Below are 21418 nucleotides of genomic sequence, written 5' to 3' on the forward strand. Positions count from 1 at the left end.
GAGAGCAGACATGATGCAAGGCGCAACGTCTCTCAGGCGGCTCGGACTGGCCGCCGCGTTTTGGCTGGTCACAGGCAACGCCTGGGCCGCCGGTAATATGCTTATCTGGCCTATCGATCCTTATCTCGCGGCAGACGACAACGCCGCAGAGCTGTGGATACAGAATCAGGGCGCCACGCCAATGACCATGCAGGTGCGCATCGTGCGCTGGCGGCAGGAGGGCGGCAACGAGCGCTATCAACAACAGCAGGATGTCGCGGCAAGCCCGCCCATCGTGCGCATCGACGGCGGCAAAAAGCAGTTAATCCGCCTGATAAGCCAGGCTCAGGTACCGGCAGGCGTGGAGCAGGCTTACCGTATTGTGGTCGATGAGATCCCGCAGCCGACCGATCCTGGCAAACCGCAGCTCGGGCTGAAGCTGCAAATGCGCTACTCGATCCCGCTATTTGTCTATGGCCAGGGCGTCGCCACCGAGCGCGCAGGCGCGCATCACGCTTATCTGCAGCCGGAAAACCTCTCCTGGCGCGTGGTCAGGGAAAACGGCCAGCCCGCGATTGAAATCACCAACCGTGACCAGATCCATGCGCGGATCAGTAAAGTGACGGTGCAGCAGGGCGGCAAGCCGCGCGTGCTGGCGGAAGGGTTACTGGGTTACGTGCTGCCAGGTCAGTCGCGCGTTTTTGCTCTGCCCGCCGGTATATCGCAACCCACGCAGCTTAGCGCCTCCGTCAATGCCCGCGAGGGGACATGGCAAGCCGCCGCCCGGTGAGTCGGGGGGTGATAATCAGCCTGCTGTGTGTCGTCTCTCCCGTCGTTAACGCGCTGGACGGGGACGATGCGCTGCCGCCGCCGCCGGACGCGCAGGCTATCGACCGCCAGGCGGTGTTTCATCTGTCGCTGGTGGTGAACTATTACGATACCGGGCTGGTGGTGCCGGTGACGCGGCGTGGCGGCGCCATGTGGGTTTCGTCGGCGGATCTTCAGCGCGCCGGGCTGCCGGGCGATAAAATCCCGCAGGGCGAGGTGAACGTCGATGCGCTCCCGCAGGTGAAAAGCCGCTATGACAGTACCGGCCAGCGGCTCTTGTTAACTGTACCCACCGATTGGGTGCCTGCGCGTACCGTAGCGCTCGGCGAGCAGGAGCGGCGGGTGCGGCCGCGCGCCAGCAACGGCGCGGTGCTCAATTACGATTTTTACGCCAGCGATACCAATCACGGCCTGCGCCAGGCGTCTCTCTGGCACGAGATGCGCCTCTTTGGCAACGCGGGGTCGTTCTCGTCCACCGGGGCGTTACGAGAAGTCTTTCGCGGCTATCCGGGCCAGGATGAAGGCTATATGCGCTACGACACGATGTTTAACAGCACCAACGACGACAATGCCTGGAGCTGGTCGCTGGGCGATGTGATAAGCGACAGCCTGAGCTGGAGCAACAGCGTGCGCATGGGCGGCATCTCGGTCGGGCGCGATTTCTCGCTGCGCCCCGATCTCATCACCTATCCGCTGCCCGCTTTCTCCGGCGAGGCGGCGGTGCCGAGCACGGTCGATGTATTTATCAACGGCTACCGCTCCGGCTCCACCGAGCTCGCCCCCGGCCCGTTCACGCTGACCAATCTGCCTTATATCAATGGTTCCGGCGATGCGGTGCTGGTCACGACCGACGCCCTGGGCCGTCAGGTCTCCACCACGCTGCCGTTCTATGTGGCAAGCGAGCTGCTCAAGCCCGGCTTAAGCGACGGCTCGTTCAGCGCAGGCGCGTTGCGCCGCAACTACGGCGTGAAAAATTTCGATTACGGCCCGGCGGCGGCGAGCGGTTCCTGGCGCTACGGGGTGACGGATTTCTGGACGCTGGAGACCCACGGCGAAGCGGCGGAAAAACTGAAACTCGGCGGCGTTGGGTCGCTGGTGAAGCTGGGCCGCTTCGGTGTGGTCAACGGCGCAGGCAGCTGGAGCCAGATGCGTGAAAACAGCGGCCAGCAGTGGAACTGGGGTTATCAGTACAACACGGCGGGCTTTAGCCTCTCTACCCAGCAGACCCGCCGCACGCGCGGGTTCGGCAACCTGGCGCTCTACGATCAGCCCGTGCGCTACGATCAGTATCAGGAGCCTATCATCACGTTAAGCCGCGCCACTACGCAGTATGCGCTGACGCTCAATATGGGCGCGGCGGGCAGCGTCGGCGCGGCCTGGCTTGATGTGCAGTCATTCAACCGCGACCACACGCGGCTGCTGAACGTCTCCTGGAATAAAACGCTGTGGAACAGCAGTCTCTATCTGGCCGCGAGCCACGACTACGAGGAGCGCGACTGGACATTCGCGCTCTCGGTGCAAATTCCGCTCGGCGTGCAAAGTTCTGTAGCGATCAGCGCCGAAAACACGCCGCAGGGCGGCTCGACCCAGCGCGTTAACGTGAATAGCGCGATGCCAAGCGACGGCGGTTTTAGCTGGAACCTGGCGTATGCGAATCAGTCGCGCGATGACAATTACCAGCAGGCCACACTGGGCTGGCGCAATAACCACGTCGAGACGCAGGGCGGCATTTACGGCCAGTCCAAAAACTTCACGCGCTGGGGCGAGGCCACCGGCTCGCTGGTGACGATGGACGGCGAGCTGTTTGCGGCCAACCAGATTAACGACGCCTTCGCGGTAGTCAGTACCGAAGGGCAGCCGGGCGTGACGGTGAACTTTGAAAACCAGCCGATAGGGGAGACCGACGAGGAGGGCTATCTGCTGGTGAGCGGGGTGACGTCCTACTACCCGGCGACCTACAGCATCGACGCGCTGAATCTGCCCGCCGATACCCGCATTCGCGATACCGAACGGCGCCTCGCGTTGCGGCGCAACAGCGGTTATCTGGTGACGTTCCCGATGGAGCAGGAGCGCGTGGCAAGCGTCATCCTGCATGATGAAAATGACCAGCCGCTGCCGGTATCAAGCCAGGTGTTTCGCGACGATCGCCCGACGGCGGTCGTGGGCTATGATGGCATCGCATGGATTGAAGATATCGGTGAAGTTAACCCGCTGCGCGTCATGAAGCCTGATGGTAAAACGTGCCGCGTCACCCTGACGGTCGGGGCGAACCGCACGCATCGCCTGGAAACCTATGGTCCGCTTATTTGTCGTGAGGTTGCGCCATGATTCGTCTGCTGCTGGTCATCGTCTTGTCTCTTGTCAGCCTCCCTGCGCTCGCGGAGTGCCGCGTAAGCGGCACCAGCGCCGCTTACGGCAGCCAGACGTCCTTTGTCATCAACAGCACCGTACAGACCACCACGGCGACGCTGACGCTGGACTGCGACGCGGTACTGAACGTGCTCAATAATGACTTTGTGACCCTGACGTTGACCGGCGCCACCACGACCTCCGGCACCCGCGCCACGCTCGGGCGCAGCGGCGATACCACCGACCGTATTCCGCTCCAGGTGTGCGCCCAGAGCGGCTGCCCGTCCGGCAGCGAGCTTGCCATCAACGGCAGCTATCGCTGGACCGGGCAGTCGTTACTGAATCTGTTAACCAGTAAACGCTACACCTTCCCGATTTACCTGCGCACGCTTCAGGGGCAGAGCGTCGCGGCGGGGACGTATCAGGTAACGCTCAACTTCAGCGTCAATTACAGCATCTGCGCGCTGGGCGTCGCGGTCTGCCTGACGCCGCAGAACGGCACCACCACCTTTACCAGCCTGGTGACGCTCACCGTCACCAACGACTGCAGCACCATTACCGCCCCGAACCTCAACTTCGCCAGCGCGCCGCTGGTAAAAGACTTCGCGCCGGTATCACAAACCATTGCTATCACCTGCACCAAAGGCAGCACTTATACCGTTGGCATTAATAACGGCAACAATGCCGTGGGTAGCGTGCGCAATATGGCGAGCGGGGCGAACCGGCTGAGCTATGAGATCTATAAAGGCAGCACCACGAACCGCTGGGGCGTCAGCGGCACCGAACGCTGGGCCAGCACCAGCGCCTCGCAGGTCAGCACCGACGGCCTGCTGAAATCCTATCAATACACGGCGCGTATCCTCGCGACCCAGAACACGCCGCCCGCCGGGAGCTACACCGATACGCTGGTGGTGGACGTCGCCTTCTGACCCCGCCGCCGACTAACGCAAATTTCCTTTACACAACGATAAAGTTCCCCCAGGCCATGCCGATAACCCCTTCAGGAACCAGAAGGAAGGTGTCGCATGTTGAATCGTATCCGCGTTGTCTCACTGTTGATGATGGTGCTGGTGGTGTTCGCACTGCTGCAATTCATTTCCGGTGGGGTGTTTTTTTCGTCGCTGAATGAAAACCAGCAGAGTTTCGCCGCGTCGCACCAGTTGCGTCTGCAACAGGCGCAGCTCAACCAGTCGTGGAATCTGCTGCTACAAACCCGCATCAATTTAAGCCGTTCGGCGGCGCGCATGATGATGGACGCCAGCAACCAGCAGAGCAGCGCGAAAACCGATCTGCTCAACACGGCGAAAAAAGTGCTGGCTGAAGCGGATACCCATTTCAGCGCGTTTAAAGGCGTAAAAGTGGATGTGCCGGAAATCAACGCCGCCGCAGGCGACGTCGAGCAAAGCTATCGCGACTACTACCAGGCGCTGAGCGAACTGGTGCAGTACCTGGAAACCGGCAACATGGACGCCTACTTCGCGCAGGCGACCCAGGGCAAACAGAACGCGCTGGAAAAAGCCGTCACCCGCTATGATGACGTGAACGTGCGCCTGGCGCAGCAGGCCTGGGACGAAAGCCGCAGCGATTTCCGTCTGGCTCAGTGGCAGACCGCCATTCTGGCAGTGCTGGTGGTGCTGGTCATCGCGCTGGTGTGGTACGGCATCCGCCACGTTCTGTTGACGCCGCTGGCGAGCGTTATCCATCACATTCGCGAGATTGCGGGCGGCAACCTGACCGAAACCATTACGGTCTCCGGCCGTAACGAGATTACAGAGCTTTCTGCAAGCGTTCAGCACATGCAGCAGGCGCTGATCCAGACGGTGAGCAGCGTGCGTGAAGGCACCGATGCCATCTACAGCGGCACCAGCGAAATCGCCGCGGGCAATACCGATCTCTCTTCGCGTACCGAAGAGCAGGCCTCGGCGCTGGAGCAGACGGCCGCCAGCATGGAAGAGCTGACCGCGACCGTGAAGCAGAACGCCGAGAACGCCCGTCAGGCGTCGCAACTGGCGCTGAGCGCATCGGATACCGCGCAGCGCGGCGGCAAAGTGGTGGACGGCGTGGTGAACACCATGCACGACATCGCCGCCAGCTCGAAAAAGATTTCTGACATTACCAGCGTCATTGACGGCATCGCCTTCCAGACCAACATCCTGGCGCTGAACGCCGCGGTGGAAGCGGCGCGGGCAGGGGAGCAGGGCCGCGGATTCGCGGTGGTGGCGGGCGAAGTGCGTAATCTCGCCAGCCGCAGCGCCCAGGCCGCCAAAGAGATTAAGGCGCTGATTGAAGATTCCGTCTCACGCGTCGATTCCGGCTCCGTACTGGTGGAAAGTGCGGGCGAGACGATGCAGGAGATTGTCGGTGCGGTAACGCGCGTGACCGACATTATGGGCGAGATCGCCTCCGCCTCCGACGAACAGAGCCGCGGCATCGATCAGGTGGCGCTGGCCGTCTCCGAGATGGATCGCGTTACGCAGCAAAACGCCTCGCTGGTGCAGCAGTCTGCCGCCGCCGCGAGCGCGCTGGAAGACCAGGCAAGCCGTCTGTCGCAGGCGGTCGCCGCCTTCCGTCTCGCCAGCGCGCGTGCTAACGCCCCGCGTAGCGAACCCGCGGCCGCGCCAGTGAGCGCAAGCCCGGCGCTCGCGGCGGCAAGCAAACCGGCCGTCGCAGGCCAGGATAACTGGGAAACATTCTGAACAGACTCCGGCGTATGACCGGCTAAGGAAGCAGGCATGTTGTACCAAAAGGGAACGCTGTCGGAAGGGTTTTTGGGATCAGCGCACAGCGCTAAAGCAGGGGACGTGCTGCACAGCACGTCCGTGCAAACGAACAGAATCAGATGCGTGCTGCACGGCGCGTCTGAGATGAAAAAAGATTCAGTCTTAAACCTTGAACACGGCTTTTGTAAGCGTAACAAGATGGCCGCACCACCCTGAGCGTGGTGCCAGTAACACTCTGACTGTGAAGAAGAAGGCAATATGACATCATCCATGCCTGCTGGGCAAACGTCATTATTAGTACAGATGACACAGCGCCTCGCGCTGTCCGACACCCACTTCCGTCGGATATGTCAATTGATATACCAGCGCGCTGGGATCGTGCTGGCCGAACATAAGCGAGATATGGTCTACAACCGTCTGGTTCGACGTCTGCGTACGCTCGGGCTGGATGATTTCGGACGCTATCTCAGCATGCTGGAAGCCAACGCGAACAGCGCCGAGTGGCAGGCGTTTATCAACTCGCTGACCACCAACCTGACGGCGTTTTTCCGCGAGGCGCACCATTTTCCGGTTCTGGCGGAGCATGCGCGTAAGCGCAGCGGCGAGTACCGTATCTGGAGCGCCGCGGCATCGACCGGCGAGGAGCCTTACTCCATCGCCATTACGCTTGCCGATACGCTTGGCACCGCGCCGGGCCGCTGGAAAGTTTACGGCACGGATATCGATACCGAAGTGCTGCAAAAAGCGCAAAGCGGCGTTTACCGGCAGGAGGAGTTGAAAACCCTCTCGCCGCAGCAGATGCAACGCTATTTTATGCGCGGCACAGGTCCTCACCAGGGGCTGGTGCGCGTGCGTAACGAACTGGCGAACCAGATTGAGTTCGCCTCGCTGAACCTGCTTGATAAGCAGTACAACGTACCAGGGCCATTTGATGCGATTTTCTGCCGCAATGTGATGATTTATTTCGATAAAGAAACACAGCAGGAGATCCTCAAACGCTTTGTTCCGCTGCTGAAGCCGGGCGGTCTGCTGTTTGCGGGCCACTCAGAAAACTTCAGTAACCTCAGTCGGGATTTCTCGCTGCGCGGTCAGACGGTGTATGCCCTGAGTAAGGAAAAAGAATGAGTAAAATCAGAGTGTTGTCAGTAGATGATTCGGCGCTGATGCGTCAGATCATGACCGAAATTATCAACAGCCACAGCGATATGGAGATGGTGGCGACAGCGCCGGACCCCCTGGTGGCCCGCGATCTGATTAAGCAGTTCAATCCGGATGTGTTAACGCTGGATGTCGAAATGCCGCGTATGGACGGCCTCGATTTCCTGGAAAAACTGATGCGTCTGCGTCCGATGCCGGTGGTGATGGTGTCGTCGCTGACGGGCAAAGGGTCAGAAGTCACGCTGCGCGCGCTGGAGCTGGGCGCCGTGGATTTCGTGACCAAGCCGCAGCTCGGCATCCGCGAAGGGATGCTGGCCTACAGCGAACTGATTGCCGATAAAGTGCGTACCGCATCGCGCGCGCGGATCTCCGCCCGCATGCCGGACGTAGTGCCGAAAACGCTGAAAGCAGGCCCGCTGCTGAGCTCGGAAAAACTGATTGCCATCGGCGCCTCCACGGGCGGCACCGAAGCTATCCGCCATGTGCTCCAGCCGCTGCCGCTCTCAAGCCCGGCGGTGCTGATTACCCAGCACATGCCGCCAGGTTTTACCCGTTCTTTCGCCGAGCGACTGAACAAGCTGTGCCAGATTAGCGTGAAAGAAGCCGAAGACGGCGAGCGCGTGCTGCCGGGCCATGCCTATATCGCCCCGGGCGATAAGCATATGGAGCTCGCGCGCAGCGGCGCTAACTACCAGATCAAGATCCACGACGGGCCGCCGGTCAACCGGCACCGTCCGGCCGTGGATGTACTGTTTCACTCCGTAGCCAAACATGCGGGGCGCAACGCGGTGGGCGTGATCCTCACCGGGATGGGCAACGATGGCGCGGCGGGAATGCTGGCGATGCACCAGGCGGGCGCCTGGACCATCGCCCAAAACGAAGCGAGTTGTGTGGTGTTCGGCATGCCGCGTGAGGCCATCAATATGGGTGGCGTCAGCGAAGTCGTCGATCTAAGCCAGGTCAGCCAGCAGATGCTGGCGAAAATCAGTGCCGGACAGGCAATACGTATTTAACGAGGAGTACAGTTTTTATGGCGGATAAAGATCTCAAGTTTCTGGTTGTGGATGACTTCTCCACCATGCGCCGCATTGTACGTAACCTGCTCAAAGAGCTGGGTTTTAACAACGTAGAAGAAGCGGAAGATGGTGTGGATGCACTCAACAAACTGCAGACCGGCGGTTTCGGTTTTGTCATCTCCGACTGGAACATGCCCAATATGGATGGTCTTGAATTGCTCAAAACCATTCGCGCCGACGGTGGCATGGCTTCCATGCCGGTACTGATGGTGACAGCGGAAGCCAAGAAAGAGAACATCATCGCGGCAGCGCAGGCAGGCGCCAGCGGCTACGTGGTGAAACCGTTCACGGCGGCGACGCTTGAAGAAAAACTGAGCAAGATTTTCGAAAAACTCGGCATGTGAGGACAGGCAGATGACGGCATCGATAAAACCGACTGACGAGCATTCGACTGGCGACATTATTGTCCGTATCGGCAGTCTGACCCGCATGCTGCGTGACAGCCTGCGCGAACTGGGGCTTGATCAGGCGATTGCGGAAGCGGCGGAAGCTATCCCGGACGCGCGCGACCGTCTGGATTACGTGGTGCAGATGACGGCGCAGGCCGCAGAACGCGCCCTGAACTGTGTCGAGGCCTCGCAGCCTCACCAGAACAAACTGGAAAACGACGCGAAAGCGCTGAGCGGCCGCTGGGACGAGTGGTTCGAGAACCCGATCGAACTGAGCGACGCGCGCGAACTCGTGACCGACACCCGCCAGTATCTGGCAGAGGTTCCGGATCACACGAGCTTCACCAACGCCCAGCTTCTGGAAATCATGATGGCGCAGGATTTCCAGGATCTGACCGGTCAGGTGATCAAGCGCATGATGGATGTTATCCAGGAGATTGAGCGCCAGCTTCTGATGGTGCTGCTGGAGAACATGCCGGAGCCGAACGCGCGCGCCAAGCGCCCGAACGACAGCCTGCTCAATGGTCCGCAACTGGACACCACCGCCGCCGGCGTCGTGGCAAGCCAGGATCAGGTCGACGACCTGCTCGACAGTCTGGGCTTCTGAGTGAAAACCGCCGCCATGATGGCGGCGGTTTTATAAAGACGTCAGGCCAAGCGGCAATTGCTGCAAAGGCTGTTGAAAATCGAGACACAGATCGGTGTATGCGTCGAAAGACGTTAGACGCTGACGCAGTTTTTCAAGCCGTAATCCGTTAATAACGCGTATAGCGTAGTGAGTATGCTCATAATGTATGAGCGCCTCATCGTTATATCGTGACAGTTGCGACTGGAGATACGCGCCCAGCCGCGGGCCAATTATCCCTACCTGCTTTCCGTAGATAGTACGTAACACTCTGATCAGCGCGCCGGTTTCGTTGGGCGTGTAACCAAGCACCAGCTCCAGCCGTTTCTGTTGTAACTCATCAAGGTAATTCTCCGGGCTTATCAGCGTGCGATTATGTAACCCATACAGCACGGCATCCCAGGACATGAGCGTCGTTTTGAACAAGCTCTCTTCGCTTTCAAGCGGGATCAGATTTTCACGAAATGCCCAGGTATCCTTCAGACACCAAATGTCAAAATCGATGTTTTGATAGCGAAAGCGCACGCCGCCGTATTTATTGAAGCAGTAATCATCAATAGCCAGATGACGCAGGCTGCAAAGTAATTCGTTACGATTACTGTTGACGACAACATCAATATCCGACGAAAACCCTTTTGTGCCGTAAAGGCCAATATCACGGATCATGCCGCCAAAAATCCAGGCGTGCGAATGCGCCGCGAGACGCGTCATCATCTCTCTCGCGGCAATGCGTTCGTCGCAGGATTTGAAATACGCTTCAATGCGACGCTTCAGCAGATCTCGCCTGTAGGCGATGTTGGTATTCATAGAGCGATTTTAGCTCATCGTGAAGGGCCATCAAATAACTATCCGTCATGCCAGAGACGGCATCCGCCAACAACTGGGCCTCTTTATACAACACCGGCAACGTGTTATTTGGATCTTCAAAGAGGCGGCGATAGTTTTCCGAAATCCGTCCGTAAGCAAAGCGCCCAAAAGGCGTGTCAGAATCATAAGACGGCCGCGCAAGGTACGTCGCATCCGATTCTTTGCGAATTTTTTCCCGCTTTTGCTCGGCTTTTGTCTTATGGCCGTGAATACCGACCCACAGCATATCCATAACGCCCTGAATATGATTCGACCCGCGTAGCTCAAGTTCCAGCACGCTGCGATGACGATAGCCGCGCGTGCGGTCGAATTCTTTCAACGCTTTACAGAGTTGCGCCCCGCTACTTTGACTGATGAGGTCGGTCCACAGACAGTTATGCTGCATTAAAATGTTTTTATGTTGCGCAAAAGCCTCGACCACGCTGTTGATTAACGCGCTGACTGCATACACGCGAAACATCTGCATATGAAGATCGTTGAGTTCAGCAGGAGAGAGTTCTTTGAGCTTATCGCGATACGCCGCGTTCTTCTCTTCGGTCTTCTCAATCACAGCGGTGATGAGCGGGTCTTTACCGTCAGGCGAATTCTCGCTATGCGATTCCCAGCATTGCAGAAAATTAATCAGATCGTGATACGAGGCGAGCCCCTTTTTAACGGTGTCTTCTGCATCCAGTACGGAATAAGCGATGTCATCACAGGCTTCCATCAGCCAGGTAAACGGATGCCGAACGCCTTCCCGTAAACCTGTTTCCTGCCAGATATCAGCAACGACTTCCCGTTCTGAGTAAAAGAAACCGTGCTTTTTCCAGTGCAGAGCGTCGGTGGTAAAGGACGAACGCGGGTATTTGATTAAGGCGGCAAGCGTGGCATAAGTCAGATTAAGCCCGAATTCATCATTAATGATCTGCAGCTTTGTCAGCAAACGAAAAGTTTGCGAGTTGCCATCAAACGCCAGGAAATCATTGAAAATAGTGCTATTGCGGATATCAGCTGGCGCCGCATCGTTTATCAACGGCGCCAGACTACGTGCAAACCAGGTACGCATCGACGCCTCGCCCTGATGCCCAAAGGGCGGATTGCCTAAGTCATGCGCGAGACCAATGGCGGCGAGCAGGGCGGGAACATCTCGCTCGACGCAAATGCACGCGGGCAATTCCCCGAAAATCTCGGGCTTCATCTCAAAAGCGAGGCGCATGCCGATGCCACGGGCAAAGTTCGCGACCTCGTGAGAGTGCGTCAACCGGGTGCGCACGCTGTCGTTGCGATCAAGAGGAAACACCTGCGTTTTATCGGCAAGCCGGCGGGTGGGGGCAGCAAAGAGAATGCGATCGTAATCGCGTTCCAGTTCCTGACGGCCAGTACTGATAGGGGGCGTGACACCAGACGCCGATGACGCGTCCTGCTGCGCCGTGTTCTTATATTTATCCTTACGACGCACGCTACTGAGCAGCTTTTCCCACTGCATATCCATATTTAACCCTTCTGGTTGTGTGTGTTTGGCTACGCTATCAAACCTCACCGCCAAAGGATAAGCATCTGAAGAATATATCTTTATTTCACGAGGCAGGGCGCAAAAACGGTGCAACGGTTGCGTATGTGTTTGCGAGTCAATTCCACTTAACGGCAGAAACCCCATCATTTCTTAGCGTTAATTCGCCTATTAGCGCGGACGCCCTCTGGCATGCTAGCTGCGTAATAGTAGCTGCGAGAATCGAATCGTGTCAGACGATAGCGACGACAAAACAGAAGCCCCCACACCCCACCGACGAGAAAAGGCGCGAGAAGAAGGGCAGATCCCCCGTTCCCGTGAACTGACCTCCATGCTGATGCTGCTGGTCGGCGTCGCGGTGATTTGGATGGGCGGTTCGTTGTTAGCACGTCAGCTGGCGGCAATGCTCTCGCACGGCCTCCATTTTGATCACAGCATTATTAACGACCCGAAACTCGTGGTCGGACAGATCAGCTTTTTGATAAAGCAGGCGCTGGTGGCGCTGGTACCGCTGATTATGGGCGTGGTGATTGTGGCGCTGTTCGCCCCGATGCTGCTGGGCGGCCTGCTGTTTAACACCAAAGCCGTGGCGTTTAAGCCTGAAAAACTGAACCCGCTGCCGGGCATCAAGCGTATTTTCTCATCGCAGTCGCTGGCGGAGCTGTTGAAAGCGGTGCTGAAGTCGGTACTGGTGGGTATCGTGACCGGGTGTTTCCTCTGGTACAACTGGCCGGACATGATGCGCCTTATCAGCGAATCGCCCATCTCCGCGATGCGCAACGCGATGAATCTGGTCGCGCTTTGCTGCATTTTGATCGTGATGGGTCTGGTGCCGATGGTTGGCTTCGACGTGTTCTGGCAGATAGTCAGCCACACCAAAAAATTACGCATGTCGCGCCAGGATATTCGCGACGAATTTAAAAACCAGGAAGGCGACCCGCACGTTAAAGGGCGTATTCGCCAGCAGCAGCGCGAAGCGGCCCGTCGTCGCATGATGGCGGACGTGCCGAAAGCCGACGTTATCGTCACCAACCCGACGCACTACTCGGTGGCGTTGCAATATGACGAAAACAAAATGAGCGCCCCGAAAGTGGTGGCCAAAGGCGCAGGGCTGGTGGCCCTGCGTATTCGTGAGATTGGTAATGAACACCGAATTCCGATGCTGGAAGCACCGCCGCTGGCGCGTGCGTTATACCGGCATGCGGAGATCGGCCAGCAGATCCCAGGGCAGCTGTACGCCGCCGTGGCGGAAGTGCTGGCATGGGTATGGCAACTCAAGCGCTGGCGTCTGGCTGGCGGTTTGATTCCGAAGAAACCTGAAAACCTTCCGGTGCCTGAGGCACTGGATTTCTTGAACGAGAAGGACACTGATGGCTAATCTGGTGGCAATGCTGCGCCTGCCTGGCAATTTGAAATCGACCCAATGGCAGATCCTCGCCGGGCCGGTTATCATCCTGATGATCCTGTCGATGATGGTGCTGCCATTGCCGGCCTTCATCCTGGATTTGCTCTTCACCTTTAACATCGCGCTTTCCATTATGGTGCTGCTGGTGGCGATGTTCACCCAGCGCACGCTGGAGTTCGCGGCGTTCCCGACCATTCTTCTGTTTACCACCTTGCTGCGTCTGGCGCTGAACATTGCGTCCACGCGTATCATTCTGATGGACGGTCATACCGGCGCGGCGGCGGCGGGTAAAGTGGTGGAAGCGTTCGGCCACTTCCTGGTCGGCGGCAACTTCGCCATCGGTATCGTGGTGTTCATCATTCTCGTCATCATCAACTTCATGGTTATCACCAAGGGTGCGGGGCGTATCGCGGAAGTGGGCGCGCGCTTCGTGCTTGACGGGATGCCAGGCAAGCAGATGGCTATCGACGCCGACCTTAACGCCGGGCTTATCGGCGAAGAGGAAGCGAAAAAACGTCGTACCGAAGTCACCCAGGAAGCGGACTTTTACGGCTCGATGGACGGTGCGAGTAAATTCGTGCGCGGCGACGCCGTCGCCGGTCTGCTCATTATGGCTATCAATATCATCGGCGGCCTGCTGGTGGGTGTCGTACAGCACGGTATGCCGGTCGGTCAGGCGGCGGAAAGCTATACGCTGTTGACCATCGGTGACGGCCTGGTCGCACAGATCCCGGCGCTGGTGATTTCGACCGCGGCGGGCGTTATCGTGACCCGCGTCGCCACCGATCAGGATGTCGGCGAGCAGATGGTCGGCCAACTGTTCAATAACCCGCGCGTGATGGTGTTGAGCGCCGCCGTTCTCGGCCTGCTCGGTATGGTGCCGGGGATGCCTAACTTTGTGTTCCTGCTGTTTACCGCCGCGCTGCTGGGCCTCGCCTGGTGGATGCGCGGCCGCGATATGCAGGCGCCTGCCGCGCCCGCGCCGGTTATCCAGCAGGATAACCCGCAGGCGGTGGAGGCGACCTGGAACGACGTACAGCTGGAAGATTCGCTCGGGATGGAAGTGGGCTACCGCCTGATCCCGATGGTGGATATGCAGCAGGACGGCGAACTGTTAGGCCGTATCCGCAGTATTCGTAAGAAATTCGCGCAGGATCTCGGCTTCCTGCCGCCGGTGGTGCATATCCGTGACAATATGGATCTGCCGCCGGCCCGCTATCGCATTCTGATGAAAGGTGTCGAAATCGGCAGCGGCGAAGCCTATCCGGGCCGCTGGCTGGCGATTAACCCGGGCACGGCCGCAGGCTCTCTGCCGGGCGAGCCGACCATCGATCCGGCCTTTGGCCTGGCGGCTATCTGGATTGAAAGCGCGCTCAAAGAGCAGGCGCAGATCCAGGGCTTTACGGTGGTTGAGGCCAGTACCGTGGTGGCGACGCACCTGAACCATCTGATCGCGCAATACTCCGCAGAACTGTTTGGCCGCCAGGAGGCGCAACAGTTGCTTGAGCGCGTCAGCAAAGAGCTGCCGAAACTGACCGAAGATCTGGTGCCGGGCGTGGTGACGCTGACTACGCTGCATAAAGTGCTGCAAAACCTGCTTGCCGAGAAAGTGCCCATCCGCGATATGCGCACCATTCTGGAGACGCTCGCCGAGCACGCGCCGGTACAGAACGATCCGAACGAACTCACTACTGTGGTCCGTGTGGCGCTGGGCCGCGCCATTACCCAGCAGTGGTTCCCGGGTAATGATGAAGTTCAGGTCATCGGGCTGGATACGTCGCTTGAGCGTCTGCTGCTGCAGGCCCTGCAGGGCGGCGGCGGTCTGGAGCCGGGTCTGGCCGATCGTCTGCTTGAGCAGGCGCAAGAGGCGCTGTCGCGCCAGGAGATGCTCGGCGCGCCGCCGGTTCTGCTGGTTAACCATGCGCTGCGTCCGTTGCTGGCGCGCTTCCTGCGCCGCAATCTGCCGCAGCTGGTGGTGCTCTCGAACCTCGAGCTGTCCGATAACCGCAATATCCGCATGACGTCCAGCATCGGAGGTAAATAATGCGCGCGCTCTGGCTGATGGCATTACTGACGCTGCCGGTACTGGCGAACGCCGCGGGCGAAGGCGCCTGGGAGGCGAGCGCAATGGGGCCGGTATTAAGCCAGCGCGGCATGGCGGCCTCGTCGCCGGTGCTGGCGCCGAACTCTCCGCCGCCGCAGGGCGTCATGACCGTGGTGGTCTGGCGCTATGAACTGGCAGGCCCGACGCCTGCCGGTATGGTGGCGCGGCTCTGTTCTCAAACCCGCTGCGTGGAAGTGGAAGACCAGACGGGCACCACGCGCGCTTTTACCAATGTCTCCGCCGCCGAGCCGCTGCGCTTTATCTTTGAAGTGCCGGGCGGCGGCAGGCTGTTCCCGGCGCTGGAAGTGCGCCGCAGCCAGGTCATCGTCAACTACCGTTAATCCTCTTCTGTAAAACGCGCCATGCGCGTTTACTCCTTCAGCCGCCACGTTTTTTTGGCGGCTGGCTCGCAATTCTGAACTCCCGCTTTGAACACTTCGAAACGCTGTTTTATAAATCAGTGAAGCTGGTGGCAGCGCTCTTTGTATTTTTGCCAGTTTTCCGTTTCAGGTGGCAGAAAAGGAAAGGTTTCCCACCCGCCATACTTTTACTTTAGCCCTGATAGCTCCCCAGTGCCCCGAGGGGCCCCCAATAAAAAACACAGGGTGACGGCGATGAAAACGCGTAAACCAGGACTGGCAAATTACCTTGCCTACGGGTCAGGAGACTTCCTCGGCGCAGGAACGACCGCCCTGACGGCAGCATGGCTTCTGTATTTCTACACGACCTTCTGCGGCTTAAGCCCGATTGAGGCGACCTTTATTTTCGCGACGGCGAGAGTCGCCGACGCCGTGGTCAGCCCGCTAATGGGCTTTCTGACCGATAACTTCGGCACCACCTGGCTGGGTCGCCGTTTCGGGCGTCGTAAGTTCTTTATTCTGCTCGGCATTCCCTGCGTGTTCAGCTATTCGCTGATGTGGGTGGGGGATATGGGTTTCTGGTACTACCTGCTGACCTATTTGCTGTTTGATATTGTCTACACCATGATCCTGGTGCCATACGAAACCCTGGTGCCGGAGATGACCGACGATTTCAAACAGAAAACCAAATTCTCCGGCGCGCGCATTTCCATGGCGCAGATGTCCGCCATTCTGGCCTCGTTCCTGCCTGGCGTGCTGCTGACGCACTTCGGGAAAGACAATGCGGTGTCGTTCTTCTACGCAAGCCTGGTCTTTGCGGTACTCTGCGCGATTATGCTGACGCTGGTGTGGATTTTCACCTGGGAGCGCCCGCGTGAAGACTGGTCAGAAGCCGCGCTGCGCGCCGAAGAAGAGAAGAAAACCCTGACGCTCAGTCAGAGCCTGCGCCGCCTGGTGGTCGAGCTCTCCTCCACGCTGCGCATCCGCATTTTCCGTCAGCATCTCGGTATGTATCTTGGCGGCTATATCGCGCAGGATGTGTTCAATGCCGTGTTTACCTATTACGTCGTGTTTGTGCTGATGCAGGAGGCGTCAGTCGCGTCTAACCTGCTCGGTACGATGGCGATTTTCCAGTTTATCGCCGTCATCGCGATGATCCCGCTGTGTATCCGCTTCGGGCCTGCGCCGTCTTACCGCATGGTGGTGGTGCTGTTTGGTCTGAGCTCGCTCTCCTACGCGCTGCTCTATTACACCGGCATGAGCGATATTTACTCGCTGCTGTTGCTGGTCTCCGCGCTGGCGGGCCTCGGGCGCGGCGGCATTAACTATGTACCGTGGAACACCTACACCTATATCGCCGATGTCGATGAAGTGGTGACCGGGCAGCGCCGTGAAGGGATATTCGCGGGCATTATGACGCTGACCCGTAAGGCCTCCCAGGCAGGCGCAGTGATGCTGGTCGGGATCGTGATGCAGATGTCCGGTTTCGTCTCGGGTCAGAGCACCCAGGCACCCGCGGTGAGTCATACCATTCTGATGATTTTGAGCGTCGGCACGTTAATTGTACTGGCCTGCGGTTTCCTGATTTCCCTGCGCTTTAAGCTCAACCTGAAAACCCACAGCATTCTGCGTGAAGAAACCGCGAAGATGCGCGCCAGCGGCCGCGTGATGCCGGAGAGCATCAGCCCGGCAAACCGCGCGACGGTCGAAATGCTGGCGGGGATGCCTTATGAAAACCTGTGGGGCAACAACAATATCGGTTATCTGAATCGCAACAAGCCCGCGGCGCCACAGCTTAAAACCGTCACTCCCGAATTCGATACGACACAGAGGTTAAGTTAATGATTGTCTGGCCTGTAAAACACAGCCCGCTGCTGCGTCAGCCGGAGCGCTTCATTGCCCGTGACGAACTCAAGGCAATGATCCACAAAATTACCGACAACCTGATCAACATTAAGGATGAAACCGGACAGTTCCTGCTGCGCCTGGACGACGGGCGCGTCATTGACACCAAAGGCTGGGCAGGCTGGGAGTGGACGCACGGCGTGGGGCTGTACGGTATTTATCAATATTACCGCCAGACCGGCGACGATCGGATGCGCGCGGTGATTGACGACTGGTTCGCGGCGCGCTTTTCCGAAGGCGCCACCACCAAAAACGTCAATACGATGGCCCCGTTCCTGACGCTGGCGTACCGCTATGAAGAGACGCGCGACGCCGCGCTGTTGCCCTGGCTTGAAACCTGGGCGGAGTGGGCGATGTATGAGATGCCGCGCACCGACCACGGCGGGATGCAGCATATTACGCTCGCCGAGGAGAATCATCAGCAGATGTGGGACGACACGCTGATGATGACCGTGCTGCCGCTTGCGAAAATCGGCAAGCTGCTCGGGCGTCAGGCGTATGTCGATGAGGCGGTTTATCAGTTCCTGCTGCACGTTGAGAACCTGATGGACAGGGAAACCGGGCTGTGGTTCCACGGCTGGAATTATGAGGGCTGCCATAATTTCGCTAACGCCCGCTGGGCGCGCGGTAATAGTTGGGTGACTATCGTTATCCCCGATTTCCTGGAGCTGATGGACTGGCCCGAACGTCACCCGGTGCGCCGCTACCTGACGCAGGTGCTGGAGCGCCAGGCGGCGGCGCTGGCGGCGTGTCAGGATGAAAGCGGCCTGTGGCATACGCTTCTGGACGATCCCGATTCCTACCTTGAGGCGTCCGCCACCGCCGGGTTCGCCTGCGGCCTGCTGAAAGCGGTGCGCAAACGCTATATCGGCAAGGCGTACGCCGCGGTAGCGGAGAAAGCCATCAAAGGCGTGGTGGCGAACGTCTCGCCGCAGGGTGAGCTGTTGCAGGTCTCGTTTGGCACCGGCATGGGGAGCGATCTCGACTTTTATCGCCAGATCCCGCTCACCTCGATGCCTTACGGTCAGGCGATGGCTATTCTTTGTCTGACGGAATATCTGCGTACTTACCTCTAACGCTGTCCGCCGCGCGCCACCCCCGTCGCGCGGCGGCGATTTGATTATCCTTACACGGCTTTTAATGTTCACTGTCGTGCTGCGCCACCTGTCCGGCTACCCTCATTACCATTAAGGCATTTAAATCATCAGTATTAGCTTATTTATACAGTACGCCTCTTCTTATGGCTCTGATGATATTTATAATGCACTTATTCGGCTATTATTATATTTTCAATATTAACTTTTTCCAAAAAAGTAATTTATTGTGGCTTGTTTCTTTGTAGTCATTCCTTAAAATGCCAGCCGCACTGCCATTATTGTTGATTCATTTTATCAGAAACAATAATCAGGTAATTTTCGTAATTTCGTTGCTATGACGCCTGTGATTCTTTGCATTATGCGAAGAATATTCTCTTTAAATGCTGTTCATGGATACATTTCGCTCGGTGTCTTTATGTCGCGTTAATGACCGTTACGGCATTAAGCAGACTTAAGGATACTGTTTTCGTCTGGCTACGCGATGGCATAACTAATAACGCATTCGCCTGCCGGCCTGAATCCCGGATAGTCGCCGGAATCACAGTACGGGTTTGCGAAGCCGTTAATCCTGATGGATCATATAAATGAACCACTATCCTTTACCTCAACGGCCGGACGCCCAGATAAACGCGCTGATTAACGCTCTGCAGGGGCATGGCACCATTAAAGAATATCCGCGCGGCTCCTGTCTGACGCAGAATGAAGAGTCTGTAAATATTTTACTGTCAGGCAGTCTCGCAATGACGCGGGATTGGGATAACCTCATTTTCTTTGAAATTCACCGGCCCAATATTATTGGTATTTCTCTGGAACCCCATAACCCGCGGTTTGAACGTTTTCGTTTAATAATAAAAGAAGACAGTCTGGTCAAAAAGATAAGTCGGACGGATTTTTTTAAAGTTATCGAAGAGCAAAAACTGTGGCAGGAAACGAGCCACGTCATCTCTTTTTATTACCATGTACTGTTGTGGAAAAGCTATCATTTTTATGCGGCCGATTCTTACGTATTAGTGAGGAAATCGCTCATTACGCTCGGTGAAATGACGCCGGAAGCGCGCATGAATATAAACGCCAGCCAGTACATTACCAGCACGACTAATTTATCGAAAAGCTACGTAATGAAAGTGATTCAGGAGTTACGCAAAGGCGGGTATATCGAAATTCAGCGCGGTCGTCTGATTTCCCTCGGCAAGCTGCCGCAAAAATATTAAGCCGCTGGAGAGTACCCATAAAAAGGCCCGTCAGTGACGGGCCTTTTTTTACCGCTGAACGGGAGGTTACATCCGTTCGACAGTTTCGATACCGAGCGTATCCAGACCCAGCTTCAGGGTTTTCGCGGTCAGCAGCGCGAGCTTCAGACGGCTCTGGCGCAGCGCGTCGGTTTCCGCGCTGAGAATAGGGCAGTGCTCATAGAAACCGGAGAACAGGCCCGCCAGATCGTAGAGATAAGCGCACATGACATGCGGCGTACCGTCGCGGGCCACCACGCCCAGCGTCTCTTCGAACTGCAGCAGGCGCGCGGCGAGCTGCGCTTCGCGATCGTCCTGAATGACAACCGGCGCGGTCAGTTCGCTCTCCGACACGCCCGCTTTGCGGAACACTGACAGCACGCGGGTATAGGCGTATTGCATATACGGCGCGGTGTTGCCCTCAAAGGCCAGCATGTTATCCCAGTCGAAAATGTAGTCGGTGGTGCGGCTCTTTGAGAGATCGGCATATTTCACTGCGCCGATGCCCACGGCGTTGGCCAGTTTTTCCAGCTCGTCGGCAGGCATATCCGGGTTTTTCTCGGCGACCAGACGACGCGCGCGATCCAGCGCCTCGTCCAGCAGCTCGGAGAGCTTGATAGTGCCGCCTGCGCGGGTTTTAAACGGTTTGCCGTCTTTACCGAGCATCATGCCAAACATGTGGTGCTCCAGCGGGACGGATTCCGGCACGTAGCCTGCTTTACGCACGATGGTCCACGCCTGCATCAGATGCTGGTGCTGACGGGAGTCGATGTAGTAAAGCACGCGATCGGCGTGCAGCGTTTCGTAGCGATATTTCGCGCAGGCGATATCCGTCGTGGTGTAGAGGTAGCCGCCATCCTTTTTCTGGATGATGACGCCCATCGGCTCGCCTTCTTTATTTTTGAACTCGTCCAGGAACACCACGGTGGCGCCTTCGCTCTCCACCGCCAGCCCTTTAGCTTTCAGATCGGCGACGATGCCTGGCAGCATCGGGTTATAGAGGCTTTCGCCCATAACGTCATCGCGCGTCAGGGTAACGTTAAGACGCTGATAGGTAATCTGGTTCTGCGTCATGGTGATGTCCACGAGCTTGCGCCACATCTCACGGCAATAGTCGTCGCCGCCCTGCAGTTTCACCACGTAGCTGCGCGCGCGCTCGGCGAAGGCTTCATCTTCGTCATAATGCTTCTTGGCTTCGCGGTAGAACCCTTCGAGGTCAGAGAGCGCCATCTCGCCGGCGTTTTCTTTCTGCTGCTTCTCAAGGTAAGCGATCAGCATACCGAACTGGGTGCCCCAGTCGCCGACGTGGTTGGCGCGAATGACCTTATGGCCCAGGAATTCCAGCGTGCGAACGGAGGCGTCGCCGATGATGGTGGAGCGAACGTGGCCCACGTGCATCTCTTTCGCGACGTTCGGCGCGGAGTAATCGACAACGATAGTCTGCGGCGCGCTCACTTTCTCAACGCCCGCGCGATCGGAGGCGACCGCCGCTTCAACGTTTTTCGCAAGGAAAGCCGGGTCGAGGAAAATATTGATAAAGCCAGGGCCCGCGATTTCGGTCTTCGCGGCGATCCCGGTGAGATCCAGATGGGCCAGAGCCTGCTCGGCGAATTGTCGCGGCGGCATGCCCAGTTTTTTCGCGATAGCCATCACGCCATTAGCCTGATAGTCGCCGAACTGCGCTCTGGCTGACTGACGAACCTGCGGTTCGCAATCCGCAGGCGCACCTGCGGCAATCAGCGCCTGACTGACTTTTTCTGAGAGAAGAGCCTGAATATTCACCGGGATACCTTACGTTAATAACGCTGCCTGTCGAAGGCGGCAGCGTGCGGACTTAAG

General features: G+C 57.9%; 17 protein-coding genes. 14 read left to right on the forward strand and 3 right to left on the reverse strand.

Annotated elements, in window-relative coordinates:
* Positions 1 to 10 precede the first annotated feature (10 nt).
* From AACV31_RS02395 to cheZ, 8 genes are all read left to right on the forward strand, one after another.
* The gene (locus AACV31_RS02395; protein ID WP_165154535.1) at positions 11 to 769 is read left to right on the forward strand and encodes a fimbrial biogenesis chaperone; all 759 of its coding nucleotides are present in this window, start codon (positions 11 to 13) and stop codon (positions 767 to 769) included.
* A complete protein-coding gene (locus tag AACV31_RS02400; protein WP_105537814.1) occupies positions 748 to 3135 on the forward strand; it encodes a fimbria/pilus outer membrane usher protein in 2388 nt (795 codons plus the stop codon). The genes AACV31_RS02395 and AACV31_RS02400 overlap by 22 nt, the downstream gene beginning before the upstream one ends.
* Positions 3132 to 4085 (forward strand): Csu type fimbrial protein, encoded by a 954-nt coding sequence (locus AACV31_RS02405; RefSeq protein WP_161588607.1) that lies wholly within the window; start codon positions 3132 to 3134, stop codon positions 4083 to 4085. Before AACV31_RS02400 ends, AACV31_RS02405 begins: the two co-directional genes overlap by 4 nt.
* 96 nt (positions 4086 to 4181) lie before the next feature.
* A complete protein-coding gene (tar, locus tag AACV31_RS02410; RefSeq protein ID WP_165154533.1) occupies positions 4182 to 5852 on the forward strand; it encodes a methyl-accepting chemotaxis protein II in 1671 nt (556 codons plus the stop codon).
* 282 nt (positions 5853 to 6134) lie between these two features.
* Positions 6135 to 7001, forward strand: coding sequence for a protein-glutamate O-methyltransferase CheR (cheR, locus tag AACV31_RS02415; protein ID WP_015741641.1), 867 nt, complete (start codon positions 6135 to 6137; stop codon positions 6999 to 7001).
* A complete protein-coding gene (locus AACV31_RS02420) occupies positions 6998 to 8047 on the forward strand; it encodes a protein-glutamate methylesterase/protein-glutamine glutaminase (RefSeq protein ID WP_007759975.1) in 1050 nt (349 codons plus the stop codon). Before cheR ends, AACV31_RS02420 begins: the two co-directional genes overlap by 4 nt.
* 17 nt (positions 8048 to 8064) lie before the next feature.
* Complete coding sequence (gene cheY / locus AACV31_RS02425) at positions 8065 to 8454, forward strand: chemotaxis response regulator CheY (RefSeq protein WP_007759979.1); 390 nt, start codon at positions 8065 to 8067, stop codon at positions 8452 to 8454.
* A 10-nt stretch (positions 8455 to 8464) separates the two neighbouring features.
* A complete protein-coding gene (cheZ, locus tag AACV31_RS02430; RefSeq protein WP_007759983.1) occupies positions 8465 to 9106 on the forward strand; it encodes a protein phosphatase CheZ in 642 nt (213 codons plus the stop codon).
* A gap of 30 nt (positions 9107 to 9136) precedes the next feature.
* Here the strand turns inward: cheZ and AACV31_RS02435 are convergent, their stop codons facing one another.
* Complete coding sequence (locus AACV31_RS02435) at positions 9137 to 9931, reverse strand: hypothetical protein (RefSeq protein ID WP_075199225.1); 795 nt, start codon at positions 9929 to 9931, stop codon at positions 9137 to 9139.
* Positions 9882 to 11462 carry a dGTP triphosphohydrolase gene (dgt, locus tag AACV31_RS02440; protein WP_255491243.1) on the reverse strand — a complete coding sequence of 527 codons (1581 nt, stop codon included), beginning with the start codon at positions 11460 to 11462 and terminating at the stop codon, positions 9882 to 9884. Before dgt ends, AACV31_RS02435 begins: the two co-directional genes overlap by 50 nt.
* A 247-nt stretch (positions 11463 to 11709) precedes the next feature.
* Between dgt and flhB the strand changes: the two genes are divergently transcribed.
* The 6 genes from flhB to AACV31_RS02470 all read left to right on the forward strand — a co-directional run bounded on the left by flhB (position 11710) and on the right by AACV31_RS02470 (position 19561).
* Positions 11710 to 12858 (forward strand): flagellar biosynthesis protein FlhB, encoded by a 1149-nt coding sequence (gene flhB, locus AACV31_RS02445; RefSeq protein WP_041923682.1) that lies wholly within the window; start codon positions 11710 to 11712, stop codon positions 12856 to 12858.
* A complete protein-coding gene (gene flhA / locus AACV31_RS02450) occupies positions 12851 to 14929 on the forward strand; it encodes a flagellar biosynthesis protein FlhA (protein WP_075199226.1) in 2079 nt (692 codons plus the stop codon). The genes flhB and flhA overlap by 8 nt, the downstream gene beginning before the upstream one ends.
* The gene (gene flhE / locus AACV31_RS02455; RefSeq protein ID WP_007759988.1) at positions 14929 to 15330 is read left to right on the forward strand and encodes a flagellar protein FlhE; all 402 of its coding nucleotides are present in this window, start codon (positions 14929 to 14931) and stop codon (positions 15328 to 15330) included. The genes flhA and flhE overlap by 1 nt, the downstream gene beginning before the upstream one ends.
* Positions 15331 to 15603: 273 nt before the next feature.
* A complete protein-coding gene (locus tag AACV31_RS02460) occupies positions 15604 to 17190 on the forward strand; it encodes an MFS transporter (RefSeq protein WP_075199227.1) in 1587 nt (528 codons plus the stop codon).
* Positions 17190 to 18329, forward strand: coding sequence for a beta-galactosidase BglB (bglB, locus tag AACV31_RS02465; protein ID WP_007759992.1), 1140 nt, complete (start codon positions 17190 to 17192; stop codon positions 18327 to 18329). Before AACV31_RS02460 ends, bglB begins: the two co-directional genes overlap by 1 nt.
* A 605-nt stretch (positions 18330 to 18934) precedes the next feature.
* On the forward strand, positions 18935 to 19561 hold the full coding sequence (locus AACV31_RS02470) for a helix-turn-helix domain-containing protein (protein WP_165154531.1): 627 nt from the start codon (positions 18935 to 18937) through the stop codon (positions 19559 to 19561).
* Between the two features lie 66 nt (positions 19562 to 19627).
* Here the strand turns inward: AACV31_RS02470 and argS are convergent, their stop codons facing one another.
* Positions 19628 to 21361 (reverse strand): arginine--tRNA ligase, encoded by a 1734-nt coding sequence (gene argS, locus AACV31_RS02475; protein ID WP_105539194.1) that lies wholly within the window; start codon positions 21359 to 21361, stop codon positions 19628 to 19630.
* Positions 21362 to 21418 lie beyond the last annotated feature (57 nt).

This window comes from Cronobacter sp. EKM101R (genome assembly GCF_963888145.1).
Classification (GTDB): Bacteria; Pseudomonadota; Gammaproteobacteria; order Enterobacterales; family Enterobacteriaceae; genus Cronobacter; species Cronobacter turicensis.

Excerpts from the sequence above, each read along its gene's own strand:
- cheZ (WP_007759983.1), top strand. The coding sequence starts at position 8,465 with ATGACGGCATCGATAAAACCGACTGACGAGCATTCGACTGGCGACATT.
- cheY (WP_007759979.1), top strand. The coding sequence starts at position 8,065 with ATGGCGGATAAAGATCTCAAGTTTCTGGTTGTGGATGACTTCTCCACC.
- cheR (WP_015741641.1), top strand. The coding sequence starts at position 6,135 with ATGACATCATCCATGCCTGCTGGGCAAACGTCATTATTAGTACAGATG.
- dgt (WP_255491243.1), bottom strand. The coding sequence starts at position 11,462 with ATGGATATGCAGTGGGAAAAGCTGCTCAGTAGCGTGCGTCGTAAGGAT.
- tar (WP_165154533.1), top strand. The coding sequence starts at position 4,182 with ATGTTGAATCGTATCCGCGTTGTCTCACTGTTGATGATGGTGCTGGTG.
- AACV31_RS02405 (WP_161588607.1), top strand. The coding sequence starts at position 3,132 with ATGATTCGTCTGCTGCTGGTCATCGTCTTGTCTCTTGTCAGCCTCCCT.
- AACV31_RS02460 (WP_075199227.1), top strand. The coding sequence starts at position 15,604 with ATGAAAACGCGTAAACCAGGACTGGCAAATTACCTTGCCTACGGGTCA.
- flhA (WP_075199226.1), top strand. The coding sequence starts at position 12,851 with ATGGCTAATCTGGTGGCAATGCTGCGCCTGCCTGGCAATTTGAAATCG.
- AACV31_RS02470 (WP_165154531.1), top strand. The coding sequence starts at position 18,935 with ATGAACCACTATCCTTTACCTCAACGGCCGGACGCCCAGATAAACGCG.
- AACV31_RS02420 (WP_007759975.1), top strand. The coding sequence starts at position 6,998 with ATGAGTAAAATCAGAGTGTTGTCAGTAGATGATTCGGCGCTGATGCGT.
- flhE (WP_007759988.1), top strand. The coding sequence starts at position 14,929 with ATGCGCGCGCTCTGGCTGATGGCATTACTGACGCTGCCGGTACTGGCG.
- bglB (WP_007759992.1), top strand. The coding sequence starts at position 17,190 with ATGATTGTCTGGCCTGTAAAACACAGCCCGCTGCTGCGTCAGCCGGAG.
- AACV31_RS02395 (WP_165154535.1), top strand. The coding sequence starts at position 11 with ATGATGCAAGGCGCAACGTCTCTCAGGCGGCTCGGACTGGCCGCCGCG.
- AACV31_RS02400 (WP_105537814.1), top strand. The coding sequence starts at position 748 with ATGGCAAGCCGCCGCCCGGTGAGTCGGGGGGTGATAATCAGCCTGCTG.
- AACV31_RS02435 (WP_075199225.1), bottom strand. The coding sequence starts at position 9,931 with ATGAATACCAACATCGCCTACAGGCGAGATCTGCTGAAGCGTCGCATT.